Consider the following 18,532-nt stretch of genomic DNA (forward strand, 5'->3'; position numbering starts at 1 on the left):
TTTCGCACGCAAGAGAACGCGTTTCATCGATCTCATTCGCTGTCCCTGAATGATTTCATTCGGGGATATTTGCATAATCAATAAAACGCGCCGCAGTCTCTACAACATCAGAACTCCCAGCACTAACAGCAGTAAGGTAATATTATGATTTCAGGAATTTTAGTATCCCCAGGTTTTGCTTTTGGTCAGGCTTTGATCCTCAAAGAAGACCCTATCGTTGTTAGCACAAAAAAAATCGCAGACGATCAGGTCGAAAAAGAAATTCAACGCTTCATTGAGGGGCGTAATAAATCCGCCGAACAACTTAGTCTCATTAAAGAAAAAGCCGAAAAAAATCTAGGAGCCGAAAAAGCTGAGATTTTTGAAGGTCATATCATGCTGCTGGAAGATGAAGAACTTGAGCAAGAAATTGTCTCTTTAATCAAAGGCGATAAAAAAACAGCGGATGCCGCAGCCTATTCTGTGATTGAAGACCAAGCTCAAGCGCTTGAATCTCTTGATGACGAATACCTTAAAGAGCGCGCGGCTGACGTACGTGACATCGGCAAACGCTTATTAAAGAATATCTTAAATATTCCCATTGTTGATTTAAGCGCTATCAACCAAGAAGTTATTTTAGTTGCCGCTGACTTAACCCCGTCAGAAACCGCGCAATTAAACTTAGATAAAGTCTTAGGCTTTATTACCGATTTAGGTGGCCGTACCTCCCATACCTCCATTATGGCTCGCTCATTGGAGTTACCTGCAATTGTAGGGACTAGCGATGCCACCAGCAAAATTAAAAATGGTGATTTTATTGTCTTAGATGGCGTGAATAATACCATTCACCTGAACCCATCTGATGCAGAAATTGATAAACTCAAAGCATTCCGTGATGACTATCTGCAAGAAAAAGAAGAACTGGCTAAATTAAAAGATTTACCTGCTGTGACTCTCGATGGTCATCAAGTTGAAGTTTGTGCCAATATCGGAACTGTGCGTGATGTCGCAGGTGCTGAACGTAATGGCGCTGAAGGGGTCGGTCTCTATCGTACCGAGTTTTTATTTATGGATAGAGATGCCTTCCCTACCGAAGAAGAGCAATTCCAAGCTTACAAAGCGGTTGCCGAAGCAATGGGCAGCCAAGCCGTTATCGTCCGTACCATGGATATCGGTGGCGATAAAGACCTGCCTTATATGAATTTACCGAAAGAAGAGAACCCATTCCTCGGTTGGCGTGCTATTCGTATTTGTCTTGATCGCAAAGAAATCTTACACTCACAATTAAGGGCTATTTTAAGAGCGTCAAATTTTGGTAAACTGCGTATTATGTTCCCAATGGTTATTTCCGTTGAAGAAGTTCGTGAACTAAAAGCAGAGCTAGAAATGCTAAAAGCTCAGTTACGTGAAGAAGGTAAAGCCTTTGACGAAACAATCGAAGTCGGTGTGATGGTAGAAACCCCAGCTGCCGCTGTGATTGCGCGCCATTTGGCGAAAGAAGTTGATTTCTTTAGTATTGGGACGAACGATCTCACTCAATACACTTTAGCGGTTGACCGTGGTAATGAACTGATTTCTCACCTTTATAACCCAATGTCACCTGCTGTTCTAAACCTTATCAAACAAGTGATCGATGCATCACATGCGGAAGGGAAATGGACAGGCATGTGTGGCGAGTTAGCGGGTGATGAACGTGCAACCTTATTGCTACTAGGCATGGGGCTGGATGAATTTAGTATGAGCGCAATCTCAATTCCGCGTATCAAAAAATTAATTCGCAATGCGAACTTTGCTGATACTCAGGCCTTGGCTGAACAAGCACTTGCTCAACCAACCGCAGATGAATTGATGAAACTTGTAGATACCTTTATCCAAGAAAAAACGTTATGCTAAGAACAGCACATTAGTTCGGTCCCATATAAAACGATTAGGAGAAGGTCCATGGGTCTGTTTGACAAACTGAAATCACTAGTTTCGGAAGACAAAAGTAGCAGTGGCAGTATTGAAATTATCGCCCCATTATCAGGCGAAATCGTCAATATTGAAGATGTTCCAGACGTTGTGTTTGCAGAGAAAATTGTCGGTGACGGTATCGCCATCAAACCTGCTGGCAATAAAATTGTTGCTCCAGTAGACGGTACAATCGGTAAAATATTTGAAACCAACCATGCGTTTTCTATTGAGTCAGACGATGGTATTGAACTGTTTGTTCACTTCGGTATTGATACCGTTGAGCTCAAAGGTGAAGGTTTCAAACGTATCGCTGAAGAAGGCCAAGCTGTCAAAAAAGGCGATTTAGTCATTGAATTTGATTTAGCTTTGTTAGAAGAAAAAGCAAAATCCGTTCTGACCCCCGTTGTGATTTCGAACATGGACGAAATCAAAGAGTTAAATAAACTAACAGGGTCAGTGACAGTGGGTGAAACTGTCATTATGCGTATCAAGAAATAATTACTACGCATAATAACTGAAAAACCATCAGGTTGATAACCTGATGGTTTAATTCATTCTATTGTTTCCTTGTGATAGCCTGACTGCCACCTAAAAACAACGTGTTAAGAATCAAAAACCCCCGTTGATAAATAACGGTCACCTCTGTCGCAAATAATGGCAACGATCACCGCTCCTGGATTTTCTTTCGCCACGCGTAAAGCCCCCGATACCGCACCGCCTGAGCTCACTCCACAGAAAATACCTTCAAACCTTGCTAGCGCTCTCATCGTCTCTTCTGCATCTTGCTGATTAACATCCAGTACGCTATCCACTAATTCGCCATCAAAAATCCCAGGAAGATAACCAGGTGACCAGCGGCGAATACCTGGTATTTGGCTTTTTTCGGCAGGCTGTAAGCCGACAATATGTACGTCTTTTGATTGTGATTTCAAATAGCGGCTTACACCTGTAATCGTACCCGTTGTTCCCATACTTGACACAAAATGAGTAATTTTACCGTGCGTTTGTTGCCAAATTTCAGGGCCTGTTGTTTTAAAATGAGCAAGTGGGTTATCTGGGTTATTAAATTGGTCTAATACCTTCCCTTCCCCGTTTTTTTCCATCTCTTTCGCAAGATCTCGCGCCCCTTCCATTCCAATGGTGGTGCTGACCAAAATTAACTCCGCGCCGTAAGCTTGCATCGATGCTTGGCGCTCTTTACTCATATTTTCAGGCATTAACAGCTTTAATTTATATCCCTTTACCGCAGCAATCATTGCCAATGCAATACCTGTATTGCCACTTGTGGCTTCAATTAATGTATCACCTGGCTTAATTTCACCACGTTTTTCAGCTTCGCTGATCATGGAAAAAGCCGCTCTGTCTTTTACGGAGCCAGCAGGGTTGTTGCCTTCGAGTTTTACCCAAATTTCAGTATCAATCCCTTGCGTCAAACGCTGAAGTTTTACTAATGGGGTGTGGCCAATAAATTGTTCCAGAGTTGACACTTTTGCATCCTTATAATTTTTATTTATCACTTAGAATTAATAGAAATAAGATATTACCCCAATAAGCCTATGAGTGAACATGAATTCTCTTCATATTATTATTAGAAAAATAGATTATCTTTATTACCCATAATGATATAGCTAATTGATATATTATATTACAATAAGTTTATAGAATTGTCAGCTATATCTCTTATTTTAATGATAAATAAAATACTTATATATCAATTAATTAAAATTAAAATACGATAGGTGAAACCCATTGCCAATAATCAAAGAATGGGCTAGTGGAGGGCGATATACATGGCAAAAATAATAGAAAATAACACCAATAATGTTTAACTTATTGGCGTTATAAATAATGGAAAGCTATATTCACGCGCTTTGTGCTAATTGTGGAAAAACTAATTCAGTATCACCTTGATATATTTTCGCTTCTTGGCTGCCAAGAAAATAGTGTTCACCACGCTTAGGAATTGTCGAATTGGATTGCCAAATCACAGATAATGGGCCATTCCCCCACCCTATCGGTTGTACCGTCAATTGCCAAAAGTGCCCTCTTGGACCTGATTCGGTCACCCTAACTGGCAAACGATGCTGTACATCCACTTCAGGTCTCAATGAAACATCCCATGGGCGTAAAAAGACATCCACCTCACCTTGATGGGCGCTAGTATGATTTAACGAAAATTCGTAACCATCAATCGCTAAGACCGAGCCTTTTATCTGTGCAGAAATCTGATTAACTTCCCCCATAAACTCCAGTACAAAACGGGTTTCTGGGCGCTGCCAAATATCATTTGGTGTGCCGACCTGCTCAATGTGCCCTTGACTCATGACCACAATTCTATCCGCAACTTCCATAGCTTCTTCTTGGTCATGCGTTACAAACACACTGGTAAATTTAAGCTCATCATGTAATTGACGTAACCAGCGGCGCAGTTCAATACGCACCTGTGCATCTAACGCGCCAAAAGGCTCGTCTAATAGTAAAATTTGCGGGTCAACCGCTAATGCACGCGCTAACGCAACACGCTGTTTTTGCCCACCAGAAAGTTGCGCAGGATAACGCGAAGATAGATGGGCTAATTGCACCATCTCCAGTAATTGCATCACCTTTTGCTTAATCGCTTGGGATGAGGGTCTTTGCTTGCGTGGCAACACCGTTAAACCAAATGCCACATTATCGAATACAGTCATATGGCGAAATAACGCGTAGTGTTGAAAAACAAAACCAACATGCCTGTCTTTCGCATGAATTTGACTCACATCTTGCCCGTGAAAACGTAGTACGCCCCCACTTTGCTGCTCAAGCCCAGCAATAATTCGCAGTAAGGTGGTTTTTCCTGAACCTGAAGGGCCTAATAAGGCCACCATTTCACCCGATGCAATATCCAGTGAAATATCGTTGAGTACTTGGGTTTTCCCAAAGAACTTGCCGATTTTTTCAATTTCAATACTCATGTTTAATGGACTCCTGATTCAGACTGCTGACGACTTAAATGCCACTGCAATGCGCTTTTAAGAATTAGCGTAATAATGGCCATGAGCGCAAGAATAGCCGCAGCAGTAAATGCACCGACCGTGTTATAGTCCTGATGCAATAATTCAACTTGTAACGGTAACGTATAAGTTTCACCGCGAATAGCACCTGAAACGACGGATACCGCACCAAATTCACCAATCGCCCTCGCGTTGGTTAACACAACACCGTATAACAGCGCCCAGCGAATATTTGGTAATGTGACGCGCCAAAACATTTTCCAGCCTGATGCACCAAGCAATACCGCAGCTTCATCTTCTTGGCTGCCTTGGCTTAGCATCAATGGAACCAACTCTCTCACCACAAATGGACAAGTCACAAATATGGTGACTAATGCCATACCTGGCCATGAAAACATCACTTGAATATCAAAACCTTCAAGCCATCCACCAAACCAACTGTTTGAACCATAAAACAGTAGATATAATAGCCCCGCTACCACAGGTGAAACCGCAAAAGGGATATCCACTAGTGTGAGTAATAATTGCCGCCCTGGGAATTGAAAGCGTGTCACTAACCACGCCATCATCGTGCCAAAAATCAAATTAACAGGAACCGTGATCAACGCAATTAATACAGTTAATCCAATCGCATGAAGCATATCTGGGTTAGATAAATTAAGTAGAACTTCACCAACCCCTTTTTGAAACGCCGTAATAAAAATCCAAATAATGGGGATCACCAGCAATAAGATGGCAAAGAAAACACCTGCAGCGATGAGAAACCATTTACCCCAATTAACGGGTGACCGTTGGGCGGTTTGTAGCGGAGTGATTTGCGCCATTATTTCCCCCCCAGTCGCTTACCAAAACGACTTTGTACTAAATTAACGCTGAATAACAAGAGTAGTGAAACCGCTAAAATAACCGATGCAACCGCGCTTGCCGCAGGGTAATCAAATTGCTGTAATTGGCTGAAAATCATTAAAGAAACCACTTCTGTTTGCCAAGCAATATTTCCTGCGATAAAGATAATTGCACCAAATTCACCTAGGCTACGTGTGAATGACAAAACGGTTCCTGCAAGCAATGCAGGGGAAAGCTCTGGCATGATCACACGACGGAAAGTTTGCCAGCGACTGGCTCCCAGTGTTTGTGCCGCCTCTTCATATTCTGGCCCCAGTTCTTCCAATACAGGCTGAACGGTACGCACAACAAAAGGGATACTGGTAAATGCCATAGCAACAGCAATCCCCAGCCAAGTATTCACGACTTTGATATCAAACTGGTGGAGATATTGGCCATACCAACCTGATGTCGCAAACAAGGTCGCCAATGTTAACCCTGCTACTGCGGTTGGCAATGCAAAGGGTAAGTCGACTAAACCGTCTAATAATGTTCTGCCTGGAAAGCGATAGCGCGTTAAAATCCATGCCAATAACAGGCCAAATACCGCATTAAATAAGCTTGCCACTAAAGCAGACAATAATGTCACTTTATAAGCTGCAACCACTTGTGGATAGCTAATCACCGACCAATATTGTTGCCATGTCATCTCCGACAGTTGGATCACTAACGCACTCATGGGTAGCAGCAAAATCAAACAGGTATAAAATAAGCTGCTACCCAACGTCAGGCCAAAGCCTGGCAAAAATCGCTTCCCAGATTGATTCATTAACGGCGCCCTTGTGCCATTAGTTCGTCAAACTCTCCTCCCGTTGAGAAATGTATATCCATGACTTTTGGCCAGCTCTCAAATTGGGATTCAACGGTAAATAATTTTGTTTCTGGGAATTTGCTTTTGTTCGCTTCCATCACCGCTTTGTCATTCACACGATAATTAAAGTTAGTAATAATTTCCTGCGCTTGCGGGCTGTATAAATAATTCAAATAGGCTTTAGCGACATCTTCCGTACCATTTTTTTGCACATTTTTATCCACCCAAGCCACTGGGAACTCCGCCAGAATATCCAGTGGTGGCACAATAACTTCATAATCGGATTCACCGTATTGTGAACGGATATTGTTAACTTCGGATTCAAAACTTATCAGCACATCCCCAAGACCACGCTCAATAAATGAGGTTGTCGCGCCACGACCACCTGTATCAAACACTTCCACATTTTTGAGGAACTGTTTCATCTGTTCGCGTGTTTTTGCTGTATCCCCTTTATTTTCTTGGTTAAATGCCCCCCAAGCGGCAAGGTAGGTATAACGGCCATTTCCAGATGTTTTAGGATTTGGAAAAATTAATTTCACATCACTGCGGACAAGGTCATCCCACGTTTTAATCCCTTTCGGATTATCTTTACGCACTAAAAAAGCCATTGTGGAATAGTAGGGTGAGCTGTTATTCGGTAAGCGAGACTGCCAATCTACAGGGATCAAATTCCCTTTATCATGCAAAATTTGTACATCAGTCACTTGGTTATAGGTCACCACATCTGCTCTTAACCCCTGCAAAATCGCCAGGGCTTGTTTTGATGAGCCAGCATGCGACTGCTTGATAGTTAATTTGTCATCTGGGTGAGCCTCATTCCATTGTTTTTCAAACGTTGGATTCAACGCTACAAACAATTCACGAGCAATATCATATGAACTGTTAAGGAGTTCAGCAGCGAATAGGTGCGGACTTCCTAACAAAGACACGGTCGCTAAGCTGGCTAAAGCTGTTTTCTTAAAAAAAGTTGTTTTCATGTCATTCCCATTCGTCACTAAACCAAAATATCTGTATGACTCCACTGTAGCGGTTTTGGTTATAACTGGGTAGCTATCAATCAGTTTTTTATATATCAAATTGGAATAACAAAGAAATAGAGGAAATAAGCACTAAAACATTATTAGCTATCAAAGAGTTAAATACATGAAACCTGTTCAATGATGGAAGTAAAACTAAAGAAAAGGAAATCGCCGCATCCGTGCGGCAAGGAGTCATCTATAATGCAAGCAATGTTTCAATTGAAGGCGCATAGTAATAGCTACCAGAAACCGCTTTAGTCATACGTAGAAGATCATCGTATTTACCGTCTTTTTCACCGAACATACTTAACAGTTGCTGTTCAATATTGTGTAATTTTGCGCAATAGGCGATGAAAAATAGCCCGTGCTTACCGCTTGCTGTACCATATGGCAAGCTATGGCGCATCACTTCAAGCTCTTCACCGTCTTCTTCAATCACTACACGAGAAACGTGGGAAGTGATGTTTCGTGCATCTTCATCCAGTTCGACGCTATCTTTCTTCGTGCGGCCAATCATTTTTTCTTGTTCATGTTCAGAAAAACGATCCCACTTTCTTAAATCGTGCTCATAGCGTTGAACTAAAACGTAGCTTCCGCCTTTATCATTTCCTTCATCAATAAGAGTGACTTCAGCGATCTCTTCACCTTGTGGATTTTCAGTACCATCAATAAAGCCGCTTAAATCACGATCGTCAACCCAACGGAAACCATGAATTTCTTCAACTACGTTGATGGACTTACCAAATGCTTTCAATGCCGCTTGCGCTAAAGAAAAGTTGATATCATGACGCAGGGATTGAATATGAATGAACATATCTCGTTGAGTTGCAGGTGCTAAACCTTTACCTAAAGGCCGAAATGGCTTTAATTCAGGTGCACTACCTGCACGCCCCATTTGCTTCCACGCATCAGAGCCGAATGCAATCACTGCACCAAGGCGATCATCTGGGTATTGTGCTTGTAATTTTGTTAAAGCGTCGATAAAGTTTTTGCAACCCGCTTTCACTTCATCCAGCGAACCTTCTTGCATCAATGCTTCAATAAAAATACCGAAACGACTATGTTCTTTCAAAATACCACTTTGAGAATGAGACATACGGTAAACCTCGTAAAATGAATATGTTATCTAACCTATCTGTTATCTAGGACGATATCGCTATCCTACCTTATCGTCATGTTCTTCACCTTGTTTTAACGCAAGGCTTTATAGGTTTCGTTCTCTATTATAAGAAAGATAATTTAACAAAGGGGAAATTTCTTTAAGAAACTTAGTAGAAAAAATACCTGAGAGATAAAAAAATACCGTAAATGATTTAGCCACTTACGGCATTTTTAGAAAAAAGATTATTTATGCCAAAGGATTTGAGAGATTTCCCACTCTTTTAGGTCGTTATCTGATGGCATTAAATCCTCAGGCCCCTGCCATTTACCTGTAAAACGATACACCACTTGGCTAGATTGTGGCGAATTACATTCCACGGTAGGGACGTTGTCTATGCGCTCACCTAACCCACAGACACCAAAGGCTTTTTCATAAATATCGCTAAATGGTGTACCAATTTTTGGCCCCCATTCCGTCACCACATTCGGATCACTCACCACAATCCGTGAAACATAACCATGCTCAGGGCCAATAATTTCAACTTTGACTTTATCGTCATCAATACCTTGAAAAACCGTGACGACCTCGCCATTTTCCATTTGCATCCCATTACGGATGAAATAACGGTCATTCAGTTGTTGTTTAATGGTATCAGCCTGCATGGGTGTAAAATTAGTCACTTGTCCAAGACCAGAACTGGACACCATTAGTGGGCTACTAAACCATGTTGATGGCGAAAAAACTTTGAACCCGGCACAGCCAGATAACATTAATACCGTACCTAAAAGGGAAACTTTTAATACTGGGGCAAGCCATGTCTGGCTATTTAGATTTGCATGTTGGGACATATCATCCTCTTTAATTCGTCGCATAATGCATATTGTGACAATCTATTTGCCGAAACATTCAAACCAATGAACCAACAAATAGCAATTAACTTAGAAATCCATTTCGTGGGTTAATTTTTTCGAGTAAATCAGACGTTCAGGTTGTTCTTCTTCATACTGCATTTTTTCAAACATATAGATAGCAGCATCAAATTCTTCACTCACTAATAATTCTATTCTACCGCATCCACGGGCAATCAATTTCTTTTCGAGACGACTCACTAACGCATTTGCAATGCCACGACCACGGTAATCAGGGTGTACGGCAAGATAAACGGCGGTGCCACGAATACCATCATAACCGCCCATAATAGTGCCGACCACTTCCCCAGTTACTTCAGCAACTAAAAACAAGTCTGCACCACATTGTAATTTACGTTCGATGTCGAGTTCAGGATCGCCTGAAAATTCATTAAGAGAACAGCGCTCCCATAATGTCAGCACCTCTTCATAATCACCTTGGCGGAAGATCCGTATTTCCATAACATTTGCCCGTTTAAACTAATCTTCCTGCCATTATCACTGGTTTTACAACACAATCAATATTCAATATGCCTTTTTTAGCTTAAAGGAGTATACTTTAGGCATTATTTTTTCCCTTTGGTTTTATTAAAAAACAATGAATTACCCTGATATTGATCGTGTAAAAACCTATTTGCAAAACTTACAAGAGACTATTTGCAAAAAAATCACTGAGCTAGATGGTAAGGAAACCTTTCTAGAACAAACATGGGAGCGCGCTGAAGGCGGTGGTGGTCGTAGCCGTGTTTTAACAAATGGCGCCCTCTTCGAACAAGCTGGTGTAAACTTTTCGCACATAAAAGGCGAGCAACTTCCAACCTCAGCATCAGCACACCGTCCTGAACTTGCTGGTCGTAGCTACCAAGCCATGGGAGTTTCGCTTGTTATTCACCCATTAAACCCGTATATACCAACCACTCACGCCAATGTGCGCTTTTTTATGGCGGAAAAAGAGGGGGAAGCCCCTGTTTGGTGGTTTGGTGGCGGGTTTGATTTAACGCCATATTATGGTTTTACTGAAGATGTTGTTCATTGGCATACTGTTGCACGCGACTTATGTCTTCCCTTTGGTGAAGATGTTTACCCAAAATACAAGCATTGGTGCGATGAATATTTCTTTTTAAAACATAGAAATGAGCCTAGAGGTATTGGCGGTTTATTCTATGACGATCTCAATCAGGGTGGTTTCGAGCACTGTTTCAACTTTACCCAAGCTGTTGGCGATGGTTTTTTACACGCTTATGTGCCAATTGTTGAAAAACGAAGAAACTATTCATGGGCTGAACAAGAGAGGCAGTTTCAGTTATATCGTCGTGGCCGCTATGTAGAATTTAACCTTGTTTGGGATAGAGGTACATTATTTGGTTTACAAAGTGGTGGTCGAACTGAATCAATTTTAATGTCAATGCCTCCACTTGTTCGCTGGGAGTATGACTATCATCCTGAACCAAATAGTCCTGAAGAAAAGCTCTATACTGACTTTTTAATTTCAGGTAAAGAGTGGTTATCACCATAATTAATAATATTCACTTATAGAGAAAGGTAGAAAAATTATATTTTACCTTTCTAACAAAATGCAGCAGTCATTAACTTAGTTCCTTAGATATCATATAGTTACAATTAAAACATAACCGATTATGATTCCATCTCACCCAATTGAAATGGAGTTATATCATGAGTCATATCCTTGCCCGTTCATTATTATCCCCATGTTTAGTTTCTAATCTCATCACTGAAAATGATTCGGCTGAGCTGAAATCAACACTGATACATATCAATGATATGATGACCCGTGTCTATACCGATGAAGAAGTCCAACGCCAACGTAACTTGCTATCCCATTGTAAAATGAGTGCTGATAGTCACTATAAGCGTGTTATTCGCGATGCCCAACAACTTGTTGCACACAGCAGCCACACACACTCTGATCTCCCAATTTGCCAACTAGATGAACTGTCAGATGATGAGCACATGCTCTATGACGACTATAAAGTTGTAATGAGCGAAGGGGATGCCAAAGCGCCATCAAAATCTGCAGGGCATGTTTTTGATTCCATCGGGACTATTCGTACATTTTTTAAGGAGAAATTAAATATTGGTCAAATGTTTGGCTGTGCTGCTAATATCAATGCGATTATTCATTTTGGAACAAACTACTCCAATGCATTCTGGGATTCTCAAGCTATTTTCTTTGGGGATGGAGATGGAAAAACTTTTGGCCCATTCTACAATGACATTGACATAATCGCACACGAACTGGCTCATGGTTACATTAGCTCAGAAGCTAACTTTAACTATATTTTTCAATCTGGTGCACTTAATGAATCTGTCGCTGACGTTATTGGTATCATGGTCAAACAATACGTCAACAATGAAAGTGCCACCACATCCAACTGGCTACTCGGGGAAAACCTTTTCATTAATAAAGTGAAAGCACCTGCCCTTCGTTCTATGTCTAAACCTGGCACTGCCTATTATTTTTCAAAATACAATAAAGACCCACAAGTTGCTCATATGCAAGATTACAAGGACTTACCTTATACCGTTGATAACGGAGGAGTACATATCAATTCAGGTATTCCAAATCGTGCATTCTATTTATTAGCCACTGAGTTAGGTGGGAATACTTGGGATGTTGCAGGGAAAATATGGATCGCAACCGTTTCTGATCCTGTGATTACGGCAAAGTCTAACTTCAAACAGTTTGCAACAGCCACAGTGAATAATGCACGTAAGCTATTTGGCGAAAAAGTTGCCTTACAAACACAAAAGAGCTGGGAAGATGTTGGTCTGATACTCGATAATAATGAATCGCTCACAGCACAGTAACGCATTAAAATACAGTTAGTTACCCATTAGTTTTACGTTATTTACATAAAAAGGCCGATGTTTAAGCGAATTCAATGCCCAATATTCAGCCTTATATTGCAGTCTATTTTTAACTAAGCCCACACGTTAACGTTTTTTCTTTTTACGACCCGGTTGTGTAAATTTTTTACGTGTAGGGTTTTCTGGTTTTGCCTTGGGTTTACTCCCTACGTTTTGCTTCGCCCCATTATTGCTCTTACTACTTGCTTGTGCTTTTTGTATTTTTTTTGGCTTAATATCTGATTCTGATTTCTCCATCATATCAAATAGTTCGATAAGCTCATCATCGGTTAAATCCCGCCATTCACCTACAGGTATTCCTGCTAGTCCCACATTCATAATACGAATACGTTCAAGCTTAGTCACTTCAAAACCAAAGTGCTCGCACATACGGCGAATTTGACGGTTAAGCCCTTGCACAAGGGTAATGCGAAAAACAAATGGTGCTTCCTTTTTGACCTTACACTTTTTGGTCATTGTCCCTAAGATAGGAACACCTGCCCCCATGCCACGGATAAACTCATCGGTAACAGGTTTGTTGACCGTCACAAGGTACTCTTTCTCATGGGAGTTACCCGCACGCAAAATTTTATTAACCAGGTCCCCATGGTTGGTCAAAAAAATCAGCCCTTGAGAATCTTTATCTAATCGCCCAATCGGGAAAATACGCGTACTGTGATTCACATAATCAACAATATTATCTTTCTCACCACTTTCTGTGGTACTGACGATCCCCACGGGTTTATTGAGGGCAATAAGAATTAAGTCATCTTCATTACGCGGCTCAATCAATTGACCATTCACCTTGACCACATCACCTGCAAAAACTTGGTCACCAATACCTGCGCGTTTCCCATTAATAAATACATTACCTTGCTCAATATAACGGTCGGCTTCGCGCCTTGAGCAAATACCACTTTCGCTAATATATTTGTTTAGACGCGTAGAAGAACGAGTATCCATAAATTCCCTCAATCATTTATGCCCCGCCGACGCCATGATTATGCGTTATTGGCCACACGGGTTTGCGCTTTAATCGCTAAATTTGTCAAAAAGTAATATAACAAAAAGCCGTAACAGGTTGATGTGTTACGGCTTTAACGTCCATTAAGGCTAAAATGCCTTAATGACAGACTAACGTTTTTTCAAATGCTGCATCAAACGCTTACGCTTACGTAATTGTGTTGCTGTCAGCTTATTTTTCTTATCCGCATAAGGGTTTTCACCCTCTTTAAACAGAATACGGATTGGTGTTCCCATTACTTGTAATGAACGGCGGAAATAGTTCATCAAATAACGTTTATAGCTGTCTGGTAAATCAGATACTTGGTTCCCGTGGATCACTACAATTGGTGGGTTATGCCCCCCTGCATGAGCATACTTCATTTTCACGCGACGGCCACGGATCAACGGCGGTTGATGCTCATCTTCTGCCATTTTCATGATACGGGTCAGTAGCGCGGTACCAACACGACGAGTTGCGGATTCATACGCTTCTTGAACAGATTCAAATAAATTACCCACACCACTGCCATGTAGCGCAGAAATAAAGTGAATACGCGCAAAATCAACAAAACCCAGACGCAGTTCAAGCATATCCTTTACATGTTCACGATCTTCAGGCTTCATGCCATCCCATTTGTTAACCGCAATCACCAATGAACGCCCCGCATTCAAGATAAAGCCCAGTAAAGACAAATCTTGGTCAGAAATACCTTCACGTGCATCAATGACTAATAAAACGACGTTAGCATCTTCAATGGCCTGCAAGGTTTTGATGACAGAGAATTTTTCAACCGTTTCCGTCACTTTTCCGCGCTTACGTACACCAGCCGTATCAATGAGAATATATTCGCGCTCATCGCGTTCCATTGGGATATAGATACTATCACGCGTAGTGCCAGGCATGTCGAATACAACCACACGTTCTTCACCTAAAATACGGTTTGTTAACGTTGATTTACCGACATTTGGGCGACCAACAATTGCTAATTTAATTGGTAACGTTGTTGGGTCAAAATCATCTTCTTCGTCTTCTGCGAGCTCACCTTCGGCTTCTAACGCCGCCCAATAAGCCGCATTTTCCTCTTCTTCCGTTAACTCAACGTCTTCTTTATCTTCACCAATAAACGGTTTCAATGATTGTTCGATTAATTGAGTGACACCACGTCCATGGGATGCCGCAATGGGATGGATTTCACCTAAGCCAAGAGAATAAAAATCACCAATTGCCGTGGTAACATCAATACCATCCGTTTTATTGGCAACTAAATAGGTTTTTTTCTTACGGCTACGTAAGTGTTTAGCGATGCCTTCATCCGCAGGCATTAAGCCTGAGCGAGCATCTACCATAAAGAGTACGATGTCTGCTTCTTCAATGGCTTGCAAGGACTGCGCCGCCATGTGTGTTTCCACACCTTCTTCAGTCCCATCGATACCCCCCGTGTCGATAATAATGAATTCATGCCCTTCAACTTCAGCACGCCCATATTTACGGTCACGAGTCAGACCAGGAAAGTCCGCTACTAATGCGTCACGGGTACGGGTTAAACGGTTAAATAACGTGGATTTTCCTACGTTTGGACGCCCTACCAGCGCTACGACGGGTATCATTCTTAGATGCCTCACAACTTTAATTAACTAAGGAATTCTGAGGCTTAAACTCAGAAAACAAAAAAACGAAACGGCTCCTGTTATCAGGAACCGTTTATTTTATCGGTAAAATGGCGGTTTGTCAGGAAATTAACGCGTTAACAGATAAACTGTTCCGTTTTTCGCCTGAACCATCAGCTTATCACTCGCCACAACAGGTCGAGCATGAATACCAGAGCTATTCAATTTGTTTTGTGCAACAAAGCCGCCAGTGTTCATATCTAACCAGTGTAAATAACCTTCTTTATCACCAACAACGAGGTAGCCATTATACATTTCTGGTGCAGATAACCCACGGTTTAGCAGCTCTTCTTGCGTCCACAGAGTCACGCCATCACTTTTACGCACAGATAATACACGATCATTTTGGTCTACCAGATATAAGTTTTCACCCGATAAAACCATGTTATTCACAGAACCTAATTCGCGTTTCCACAGAATTTGGCCAGAGCGCATATCTAACGCAGCTAATGTGCCGTTATAGGCAATTGCATACACTTTACCATCATCAATGATTGGCGACATGTCCACATCATTCAAACGACCAATTTCAGTTGAGCTGGTCACTTGTGAAATACGTTGCTGCCAAATCAGCTGGCCTTGAGATAATAACACAGCACTGACACGACCGTTATCACCACCCACAATTGCGGCGCCAAAGGCCACTGCTGGCGCTGATTCACCACGTAAAGACAGTGATGGCGTATCCATATTCACGGTCCATTTAATTTCACCGCTGTTTACATCTAGCGCCTGCAACTGGCCATTACTGGTGTGAATCATCACTAAGTCGTTACTAACGGTTGGCTTAGATAGCGCTTCACCAGCAACTTCTACATCCCAAACAACTTGGCCATCTTCTTTGTTCAACGCAATCACAGTGCCACGTTCGGTACCAATAAAGATTTTGTCACCATCGATAGTTAAACCACCAGACAGCAGCGCAGACAAATTAGCAGAAAGGAAGCCTGTACGCTTTGAGAGATCAACAGACCAAATTTCTTTGCCACTATCGAGCTCAAGTGCTTTTACTAAACCTTTACGATCAGCCGCGTAGACGGCTGAACCATCCCAAGCTGGCGCTAATTCAGAGTAAAATTGTTCAACACCATTACCAACAGATTTATCCCAAACAATTGATGGAGTGAATTGATTCTCAACCTGTGGAAGTGGCGCCATAATGATAGAATCAGTTTCGCTGGAACAACCGGCAAGTAAAGCTGAAGCGACTAGGCCTATCAAAAGAGTTTTGCGCAACTGCATGTTTGTCGTTTCCTTTCTTCTTATGAATTAGATACGTTGTTCAATTTCAGAGTCAAAATACCTCTAAGAGATTGAGAACCTTCACTTTCTAACCCCTGTGCGTAAGCAGCTTTCGCGCCTGCTTTATCGCCCTTATGGAGCAGAGCATCACCACGGACATCCTGTGCCGTTGCTTGCCATGACTTACCTTTAATGTTCGCGACAGAAGCAATTGCCGCATCAGCATTACCTTGTGCAAGCTGTACACGCGCTAAGCGCAAGTTGATAAGATCTTGCATTTCAACCGTTTTCGCTTTAGCCAGAGCATTGCTTAATGCCGTTTGAGCGTTCGCTAAATCACCTTTATCGACAGCGATTTGTGCGAGTTCCAGCCCCATCATGGCACTGTAAACATCATCCGTTTCAGCTGCAAATTTTTGTGCAGCAATCACACCTTGCTCTGAACCTGAGCGTAATTGGGTGTTGATGGTTTCATATTTCTGCGCGCTTTCTTGCAGGACATTGACTTTATGAGACTGCCAATAGTTCCAACCGAAGACCCCACCCACACCAATGACGAGACCAATGACTAATGGCGCGCCATAATTCGCGAAAAAGCGTTTAATCGCGTCAACTTGATCATTTTCGTTTGTATAGACTTCCACTTGTCTCTCCTTAACCTAATAGCTCAGTGATACGTGATGCCATTAGTTGCTGTGAAATAGTTTCTTGCGCGCCAGTCCGTAAATCTTTTAGGGTAACTTGGCTATGATTAATTTCATCTTCCCCCAAGATCAGGGCAATTTTTGCGCCTTGTTTGTCGGCTCTTGCTAACTGTTTCTTGAAGTTTCCACCACCGTGGTTAGTCATTAACCGCAGTGTAGGTAATTCGTCACGTACTTTTTCTGCAACCAGCAGCGCAGCTTGTTGGCTGTTATCGCCAAAAGAGGCCAAATAGACATCAGCAACTGAAGTGTCTGCCGTAAATTCAGGGTTCACTTCCTGAACTAATAACACCATGCGCTCCATGCCCATCGCAAAGCCAACCGCAGGTGTTCCACGACCACCCAGTTGTTCAACTAAGCCATCATAACGACCACCCGCACACACAGTACCTTGTGAGCCTAACGCTGTCGTTACCCACTCAAAAACGGTGCGATTATAGTAGTCAAGACCACGGACTAAACGCTGGTTAACGCGATATTTAACCCCCGCATTATCCAATAATTTGCATAAGCCATCAAAGTGCTCACGTGATTCGACATCAAGGTAGTCAAACAGTTCCGGTGCATCATTCAATAAAGCTTGAATATCTTGATTTTTGGAATCTAAAACGCGTAATGGATTGGTATACATACGGCGTTTACAATCTTCATCCAATTTATCTTTGTGCTGTTCTAAGAATGCAACGAGTGCTTCGCGGTAATTGGCACGCGCCTCTAAAGAACCAATAGAGTTCAGTTCTAGGGTGACATGCTCGCTAATCCCGAGTGCTTTCCACCAGCGCGCGGTCATTAAAATGACTTCAGCATCGATATCTGGCCCTGCTAAGCCAAACACTTCTGCACCTAATTGGTGAAATTGACGGTAACGGCCTTTTTGTGGGCGCTCATAGCGAAACATTGGTCCTAAATACCATAAACGCTGTTCCTGATTGTACAGCAGGCCATGCTCAATACCCGCACGGACGCAGCCAGCGGTATTTTCAGGGCGTAATGTCAGACTTTCTTCGTTACGGTCATTGAAGGTATACATTTCTTTTTCAACAACATCCGTCACTTCACCAATCGCTCTGCGAAATAGCGGGGTCTGCTCTACAATCGGGGTACGTATTTCACTAAAACCATAACCCTGTAAAATATTTTTTAATGTTGCTTCGATTTTCTGCCATACACGTGTATCAGCTGGCAAGTAATCATTCATGCCTCGAATGGCTTGGATATTTTTTCCCACTTTCTTTCTCTATTTTCAGAATGACATTAGTTTGATTATAAGAGCGAAATATCATCAGGTTCAATCAACAAACAGCAAATCCTGATACGAATCGAGATTTATCCGTGGATTTGCACAGTACTTGACCAATTTCAACTGCAAACACAGATAATAATTTGAATTGTGCA

17 protein-coding genes are annotated in these 18,532 nt (G+C 41.9%); 4 read left to right on the top strand and 13 right to left on the bottom strand.

What is annotated here, in order from left to right:
- Positions 1-144 precede the first annotated feature (144 nt).
- Both ptsI and crr read left to right on the top strand, forming a co-directional pair.
- A complete protein-coding gene (gene ptsI, locus PSF27_RS05485; RefSeq protein WP_206082434.1) occupies positions 145-1,872 on the top strand; it encodes a phosphoenolpyruvate-protein phosphotransferase PtsI in 1,728 nt (575 codons plus the stop codon).
- Between the two features lie 48 nt (positions 1,873-1,920).
- Positions 1,921-2,430: a PTS glucose transporter subunit IIA gene (crr, locus tag PSF27_RS05490; RefSeq protein ID WP_206082435.1), complete on the top strand. Its 510-nt coding sequence runs from the start codon at positions 1,921-1,923 to the stop codon at positions 2,428-2,430.
- Between the two features lie 104 nt (positions 2,431-2,534).
- Here crr and cysM read toward each other — a convergent pair whose 3' ends face one another.
- The 8 genes from cysM to PSF27_RS05530 all read right to left on the bottom strand — a co-directional run bounded on the left by cysM (position 2,535) and on the right by PSF27_RS05530 (position 10,112).
- A complete protein-coding gene (gene cysM, locus PSF27_RS05495) occupies positions 2,535-3,419 on the bottom strand; it encodes a cysteine synthase CysM (RefSeq protein WP_206082436.1) in 885 nt (294 codons plus the stop codon).
- Between the two features lie 375 nt (positions 3,420-3,794).
- On the bottom strand, positions 3,795-4,883 hold the full coding sequence (gene cysA, locus PSF27_RS05500) for a sulfate/thiosulfate ABC transporter ATP-binding protein CysA (protein ID WP_272539201.1): 1,089 nt from the start codon (positions 4,881-4,883) through the stop codon (positions 3,795-3,797).
- A gap of 2 nt (positions 4,884-4,885) precedes the next feature.
- A complete protein-coding gene (gene cysW / locus PSF27_RS05505) occupies positions 4,886-5,746 on the bottom strand; it encodes a sulfate/thiosulfate ABC transporter permease CysW (protein WP_272681043.1) in 861 nt (286 codons plus the stop codon).
- Positions 5,746-6,576: a sulfate/thiosulfate ABC transporter permease CysT gene (gene cysT / locus PSF27_RS05510; RefSeq protein ID WP_206082439.1), complete on the bottom strand. Its 831-nt coding sequence runs from the start codon at positions 6,574-6,576 to the stop codon at positions 5,746-5,748. Before cysT ends, cysW begins: the two co-directional genes overlap by 1 nt.
- Positions 6,576-7,598, bottom strand: a complete 1,023-nt coding sequence (locus PSF27_RS05515; protein WP_272681044.1) for a sulfate ABC transporter substrate-binding protein — start codon at positions 7,596-7,598, stop codon at positions 6,576-6,578. Before PSF27_RS05515 ends, cysT begins: the two co-directional genes overlap by 1 nt.
- A 238-nt stretch (positions 7,599-7,836) precedes the next feature.
- Positions 7,837-8,736, bottom strand: a complete 900-nt coding sequence (locus tag PSF27_RS05520) for a Dyp-type peroxidase (RefSeq protein WP_272573562.1) — start codon at positions 8,734-8,736, stop codon at positions 7,837-7,839.
- A 248-nt stretch (positions 8,737-8,984) separates the two neighbouring features.
- The gene (locus PSF27_RS05525) at positions 8,985-9,590 is read right to left on the bottom strand and encodes an RpoE-regulated lipoprotein (RefSeq protein ID WP_272681045.1); all 606 of its coding nucleotides are present in this window, start codon (positions 9,588-9,590) and stop codon (positions 8,985-8,987) included.
- A 90-nt stretch (positions 9,591-9,680) separates the two neighbouring features.
- Entirely contained in the window at positions 9,681-10,112 is a 432-nt protein-coding gene (locus PSF27_RS05530; RefSeq protein WP_272573561.1) for a GNAT family acetyltransferase, read from the bottom strand.
- 136 nt (positions 10,113-10,248) lie between these two features.
- On the opposite strand from PSF27_RS05530, the gene hemF reads away from it, so the two are divergent.
- Positions 10,249-11,166 carry an oxygen-dependent coproporphyrinogen oxidase gene (gene hemF, locus PSF27_RS05535; RefSeq protein ID WP_206082444.1) on the top strand — a complete coding sequence of 306 codons (918 nt, stop codon included), beginning with the start codon at positions 10,249-10,251 and terminating at the stop codon, positions 11,164-11,166.
- Between the two features lie 158 nt (positions 11,167-11,324).
- Positions 11,325-12,479 carry a M4 family metallopeptidase gene (locus PSF27_RS05540; RefSeq protein WP_272681046.1) on the top strand — a complete coding sequence of 385 codons (1,155 nt, stop codon included), beginning with the start codon at positions 11,325-11,327 and terminating at the stop codon, positions 12,477-12,479.
- 126 nt (positions 12,480-12,605) lie between these two features.
- On the opposite strand, the gene rluF is transcribed toward PSF27_RS05540, so the two are convergent.
- The 5 genes from rluF to hisS all read right to left on the bottom strand — a co-directional run bounded on the left by rluF (position 12,606) and on the right by hisS (position 18,365).
- Complete coding sequence (rluF, locus tag PSF27_RS05545) at positions 12,606-13,481, bottom strand: 23S rRNA pseudouridine(2604) synthase RluF (RefSeq protein WP_206082446.1); 876 nt, start codon at positions 13,479-13,481, stop codon at positions 12,606-12,608.
- A gap of 171 nt (positions 13,482-13,652) precedes the next feature.
- Entirely contained in the window at positions 13,653-15,131 is a 1,479-nt protein-coding gene (gene der / locus PSF27_RS05550) for a ribosome biogenesis GTPase Der (protein ID WP_272681047.1), read from the bottom strand.
- Between the two features lie 129 nt (positions 15,132-15,260).
- Positions 15,261-16,433 carry an outer membrane protein assembly factor BamB gene (bamB, locus tag PSF27_RS05555; RefSeq protein ID WP_206082447.1) on the bottom strand — a complete coding sequence of 391 codons (1,173 nt, stop codon included), beginning with the start codon at positions 16,431-16,433 and terminating at the stop codon, positions 15,261-15,263.
- 20 nt (positions 16,434-16,453) lie between these two features.
- Positions 16,454-17,077 carry a YfgM family protein gene (locus PSF27_RS05560; protein WP_225819008.1) on the bottom strand — a complete coding sequence of 208 codons (624 nt, stop codon included), beginning with the start codon at positions 17,075-17,077 and terminating at the stop codon, positions 16,454-16,456.
- A gap of 10 nt (positions 17,078-17,087) precedes the next feature.
- A complete protein-coding gene (gene hisS / locus PSF27_RS05565) occupies positions 17,088-18,365 on the bottom strand; it encodes a histidine--tRNA ligase (protein ID WP_206082449.1) in 1,278 nt (425 codons plus the stop codon).
- Positions 18,366-18,532 lie beyond the last annotated feature (167 nt).

The organism is Providencia sp. PROV129 (genome assembly GCF_028482245.1).
Classification (GTDB): Bacteria; Pseudomonadota; Gammaproteobacteria; order Enterobacterales; family Enterobacteriaceae; genus Providencia; species Providencia vermicola.

Excerpts from the sequence above, each read along its gene's own strand:
- PSF27_RS05520 (WP_272573562.1), bottom strand. The coding sequence starts at position 8,736 with ATGTCTCATTCTCAAAGTGGTATTTTGAAAGAACATAGTCGTTTCGGT.
- crr (WP_206082435.1), top strand. The coding sequence starts at position 1,921 with ATGGGTCTGTTTGACAAACTGAAATCACTAGTTTCGGAAGACAAAAGT.
- hemF (WP_206082444.1), top strand. The coding sequence starts at position 10,249 with ATGAATTACCCTGATATTGATCGTGTAAAAACCTATTTGCAAAACTTA.
- PSF27_RS05515 (WP_272681044.1), bottom strand. The coding sequence starts at position 7,598 with ATGAAAACAACTTTTTTTAAGAAAACAGCTTTAGCCAGCTTAGCGACC.
- cysA (WP_272539201.1), bottom strand. The coding sequence starts at position 4,883 with ATGAGTATTGAAATTGAAAAAATCGGCAAGTTCTTTGGGAAAACCCAA.
- rluF (WP_206082446.1), bottom strand. The coding sequence starts at position 13,481 with ATGGATACTCGTTCTTCTACGCGTCTAAACAAATATATTAGCGAAAGT.
- der (WP_272681047.1), bottom strand. The coding sequence starts at position 15,131 with ATGATACCCGTCGTAGCGCTGGTAGGGCGTCCAAACGTAGGAAAATCC.
- PSF27_RS05540 (WP_272681046.1), top strand. The coding sequence starts at position 11,325 with ATGAGTCATATCCTTGCCCGTTCATTATTATCCCCATGTTTAGTTTCT.
- cysW (WP_272681043.1), bottom strand. The coding sequence starts at position 5,746 with ATGGCGCAAATCACTCCGCTACAAACCGCCCAACGGTCACCCGTTAAT.
- PSF27_RS05530 (WP_272573561.1), bottom strand. The coding sequence starts at position 10,112 with ATGGAAATACGGATCTTCCGCCAAGGTGATTATGAAGAGGTGCTGACA.
- cysT (WP_206082439.1), bottom strand. The coding sequence starts at position 6,576 with ATGAATCAATCTGGGAAGCGATTTTTGCCAGGCTTTGGCCTGACGTTG.
- PSF27_RS05525 (WP_272681045.1), bottom strand. The coding sequence starts at position 9,590 with ATGTCCCAACATGCAAATCTAAATAGCCAGACATGGCTTGCCCCAGTA.
- ptsI (WP_206082434.1), top strand. The coding sequence starts at position 145 with ATGATTTCAGGAATTTTAGTATCCCCAGGTTTTGCTTTTGGTCAGGCT.
- bamB (WP_206082447.1), bottom strand. The coding sequence starts at position 16,433 with ATGCAGTTGCGCAAAACTCTTTTGATAGGCCTAGTCGCTTCAGCTTTA.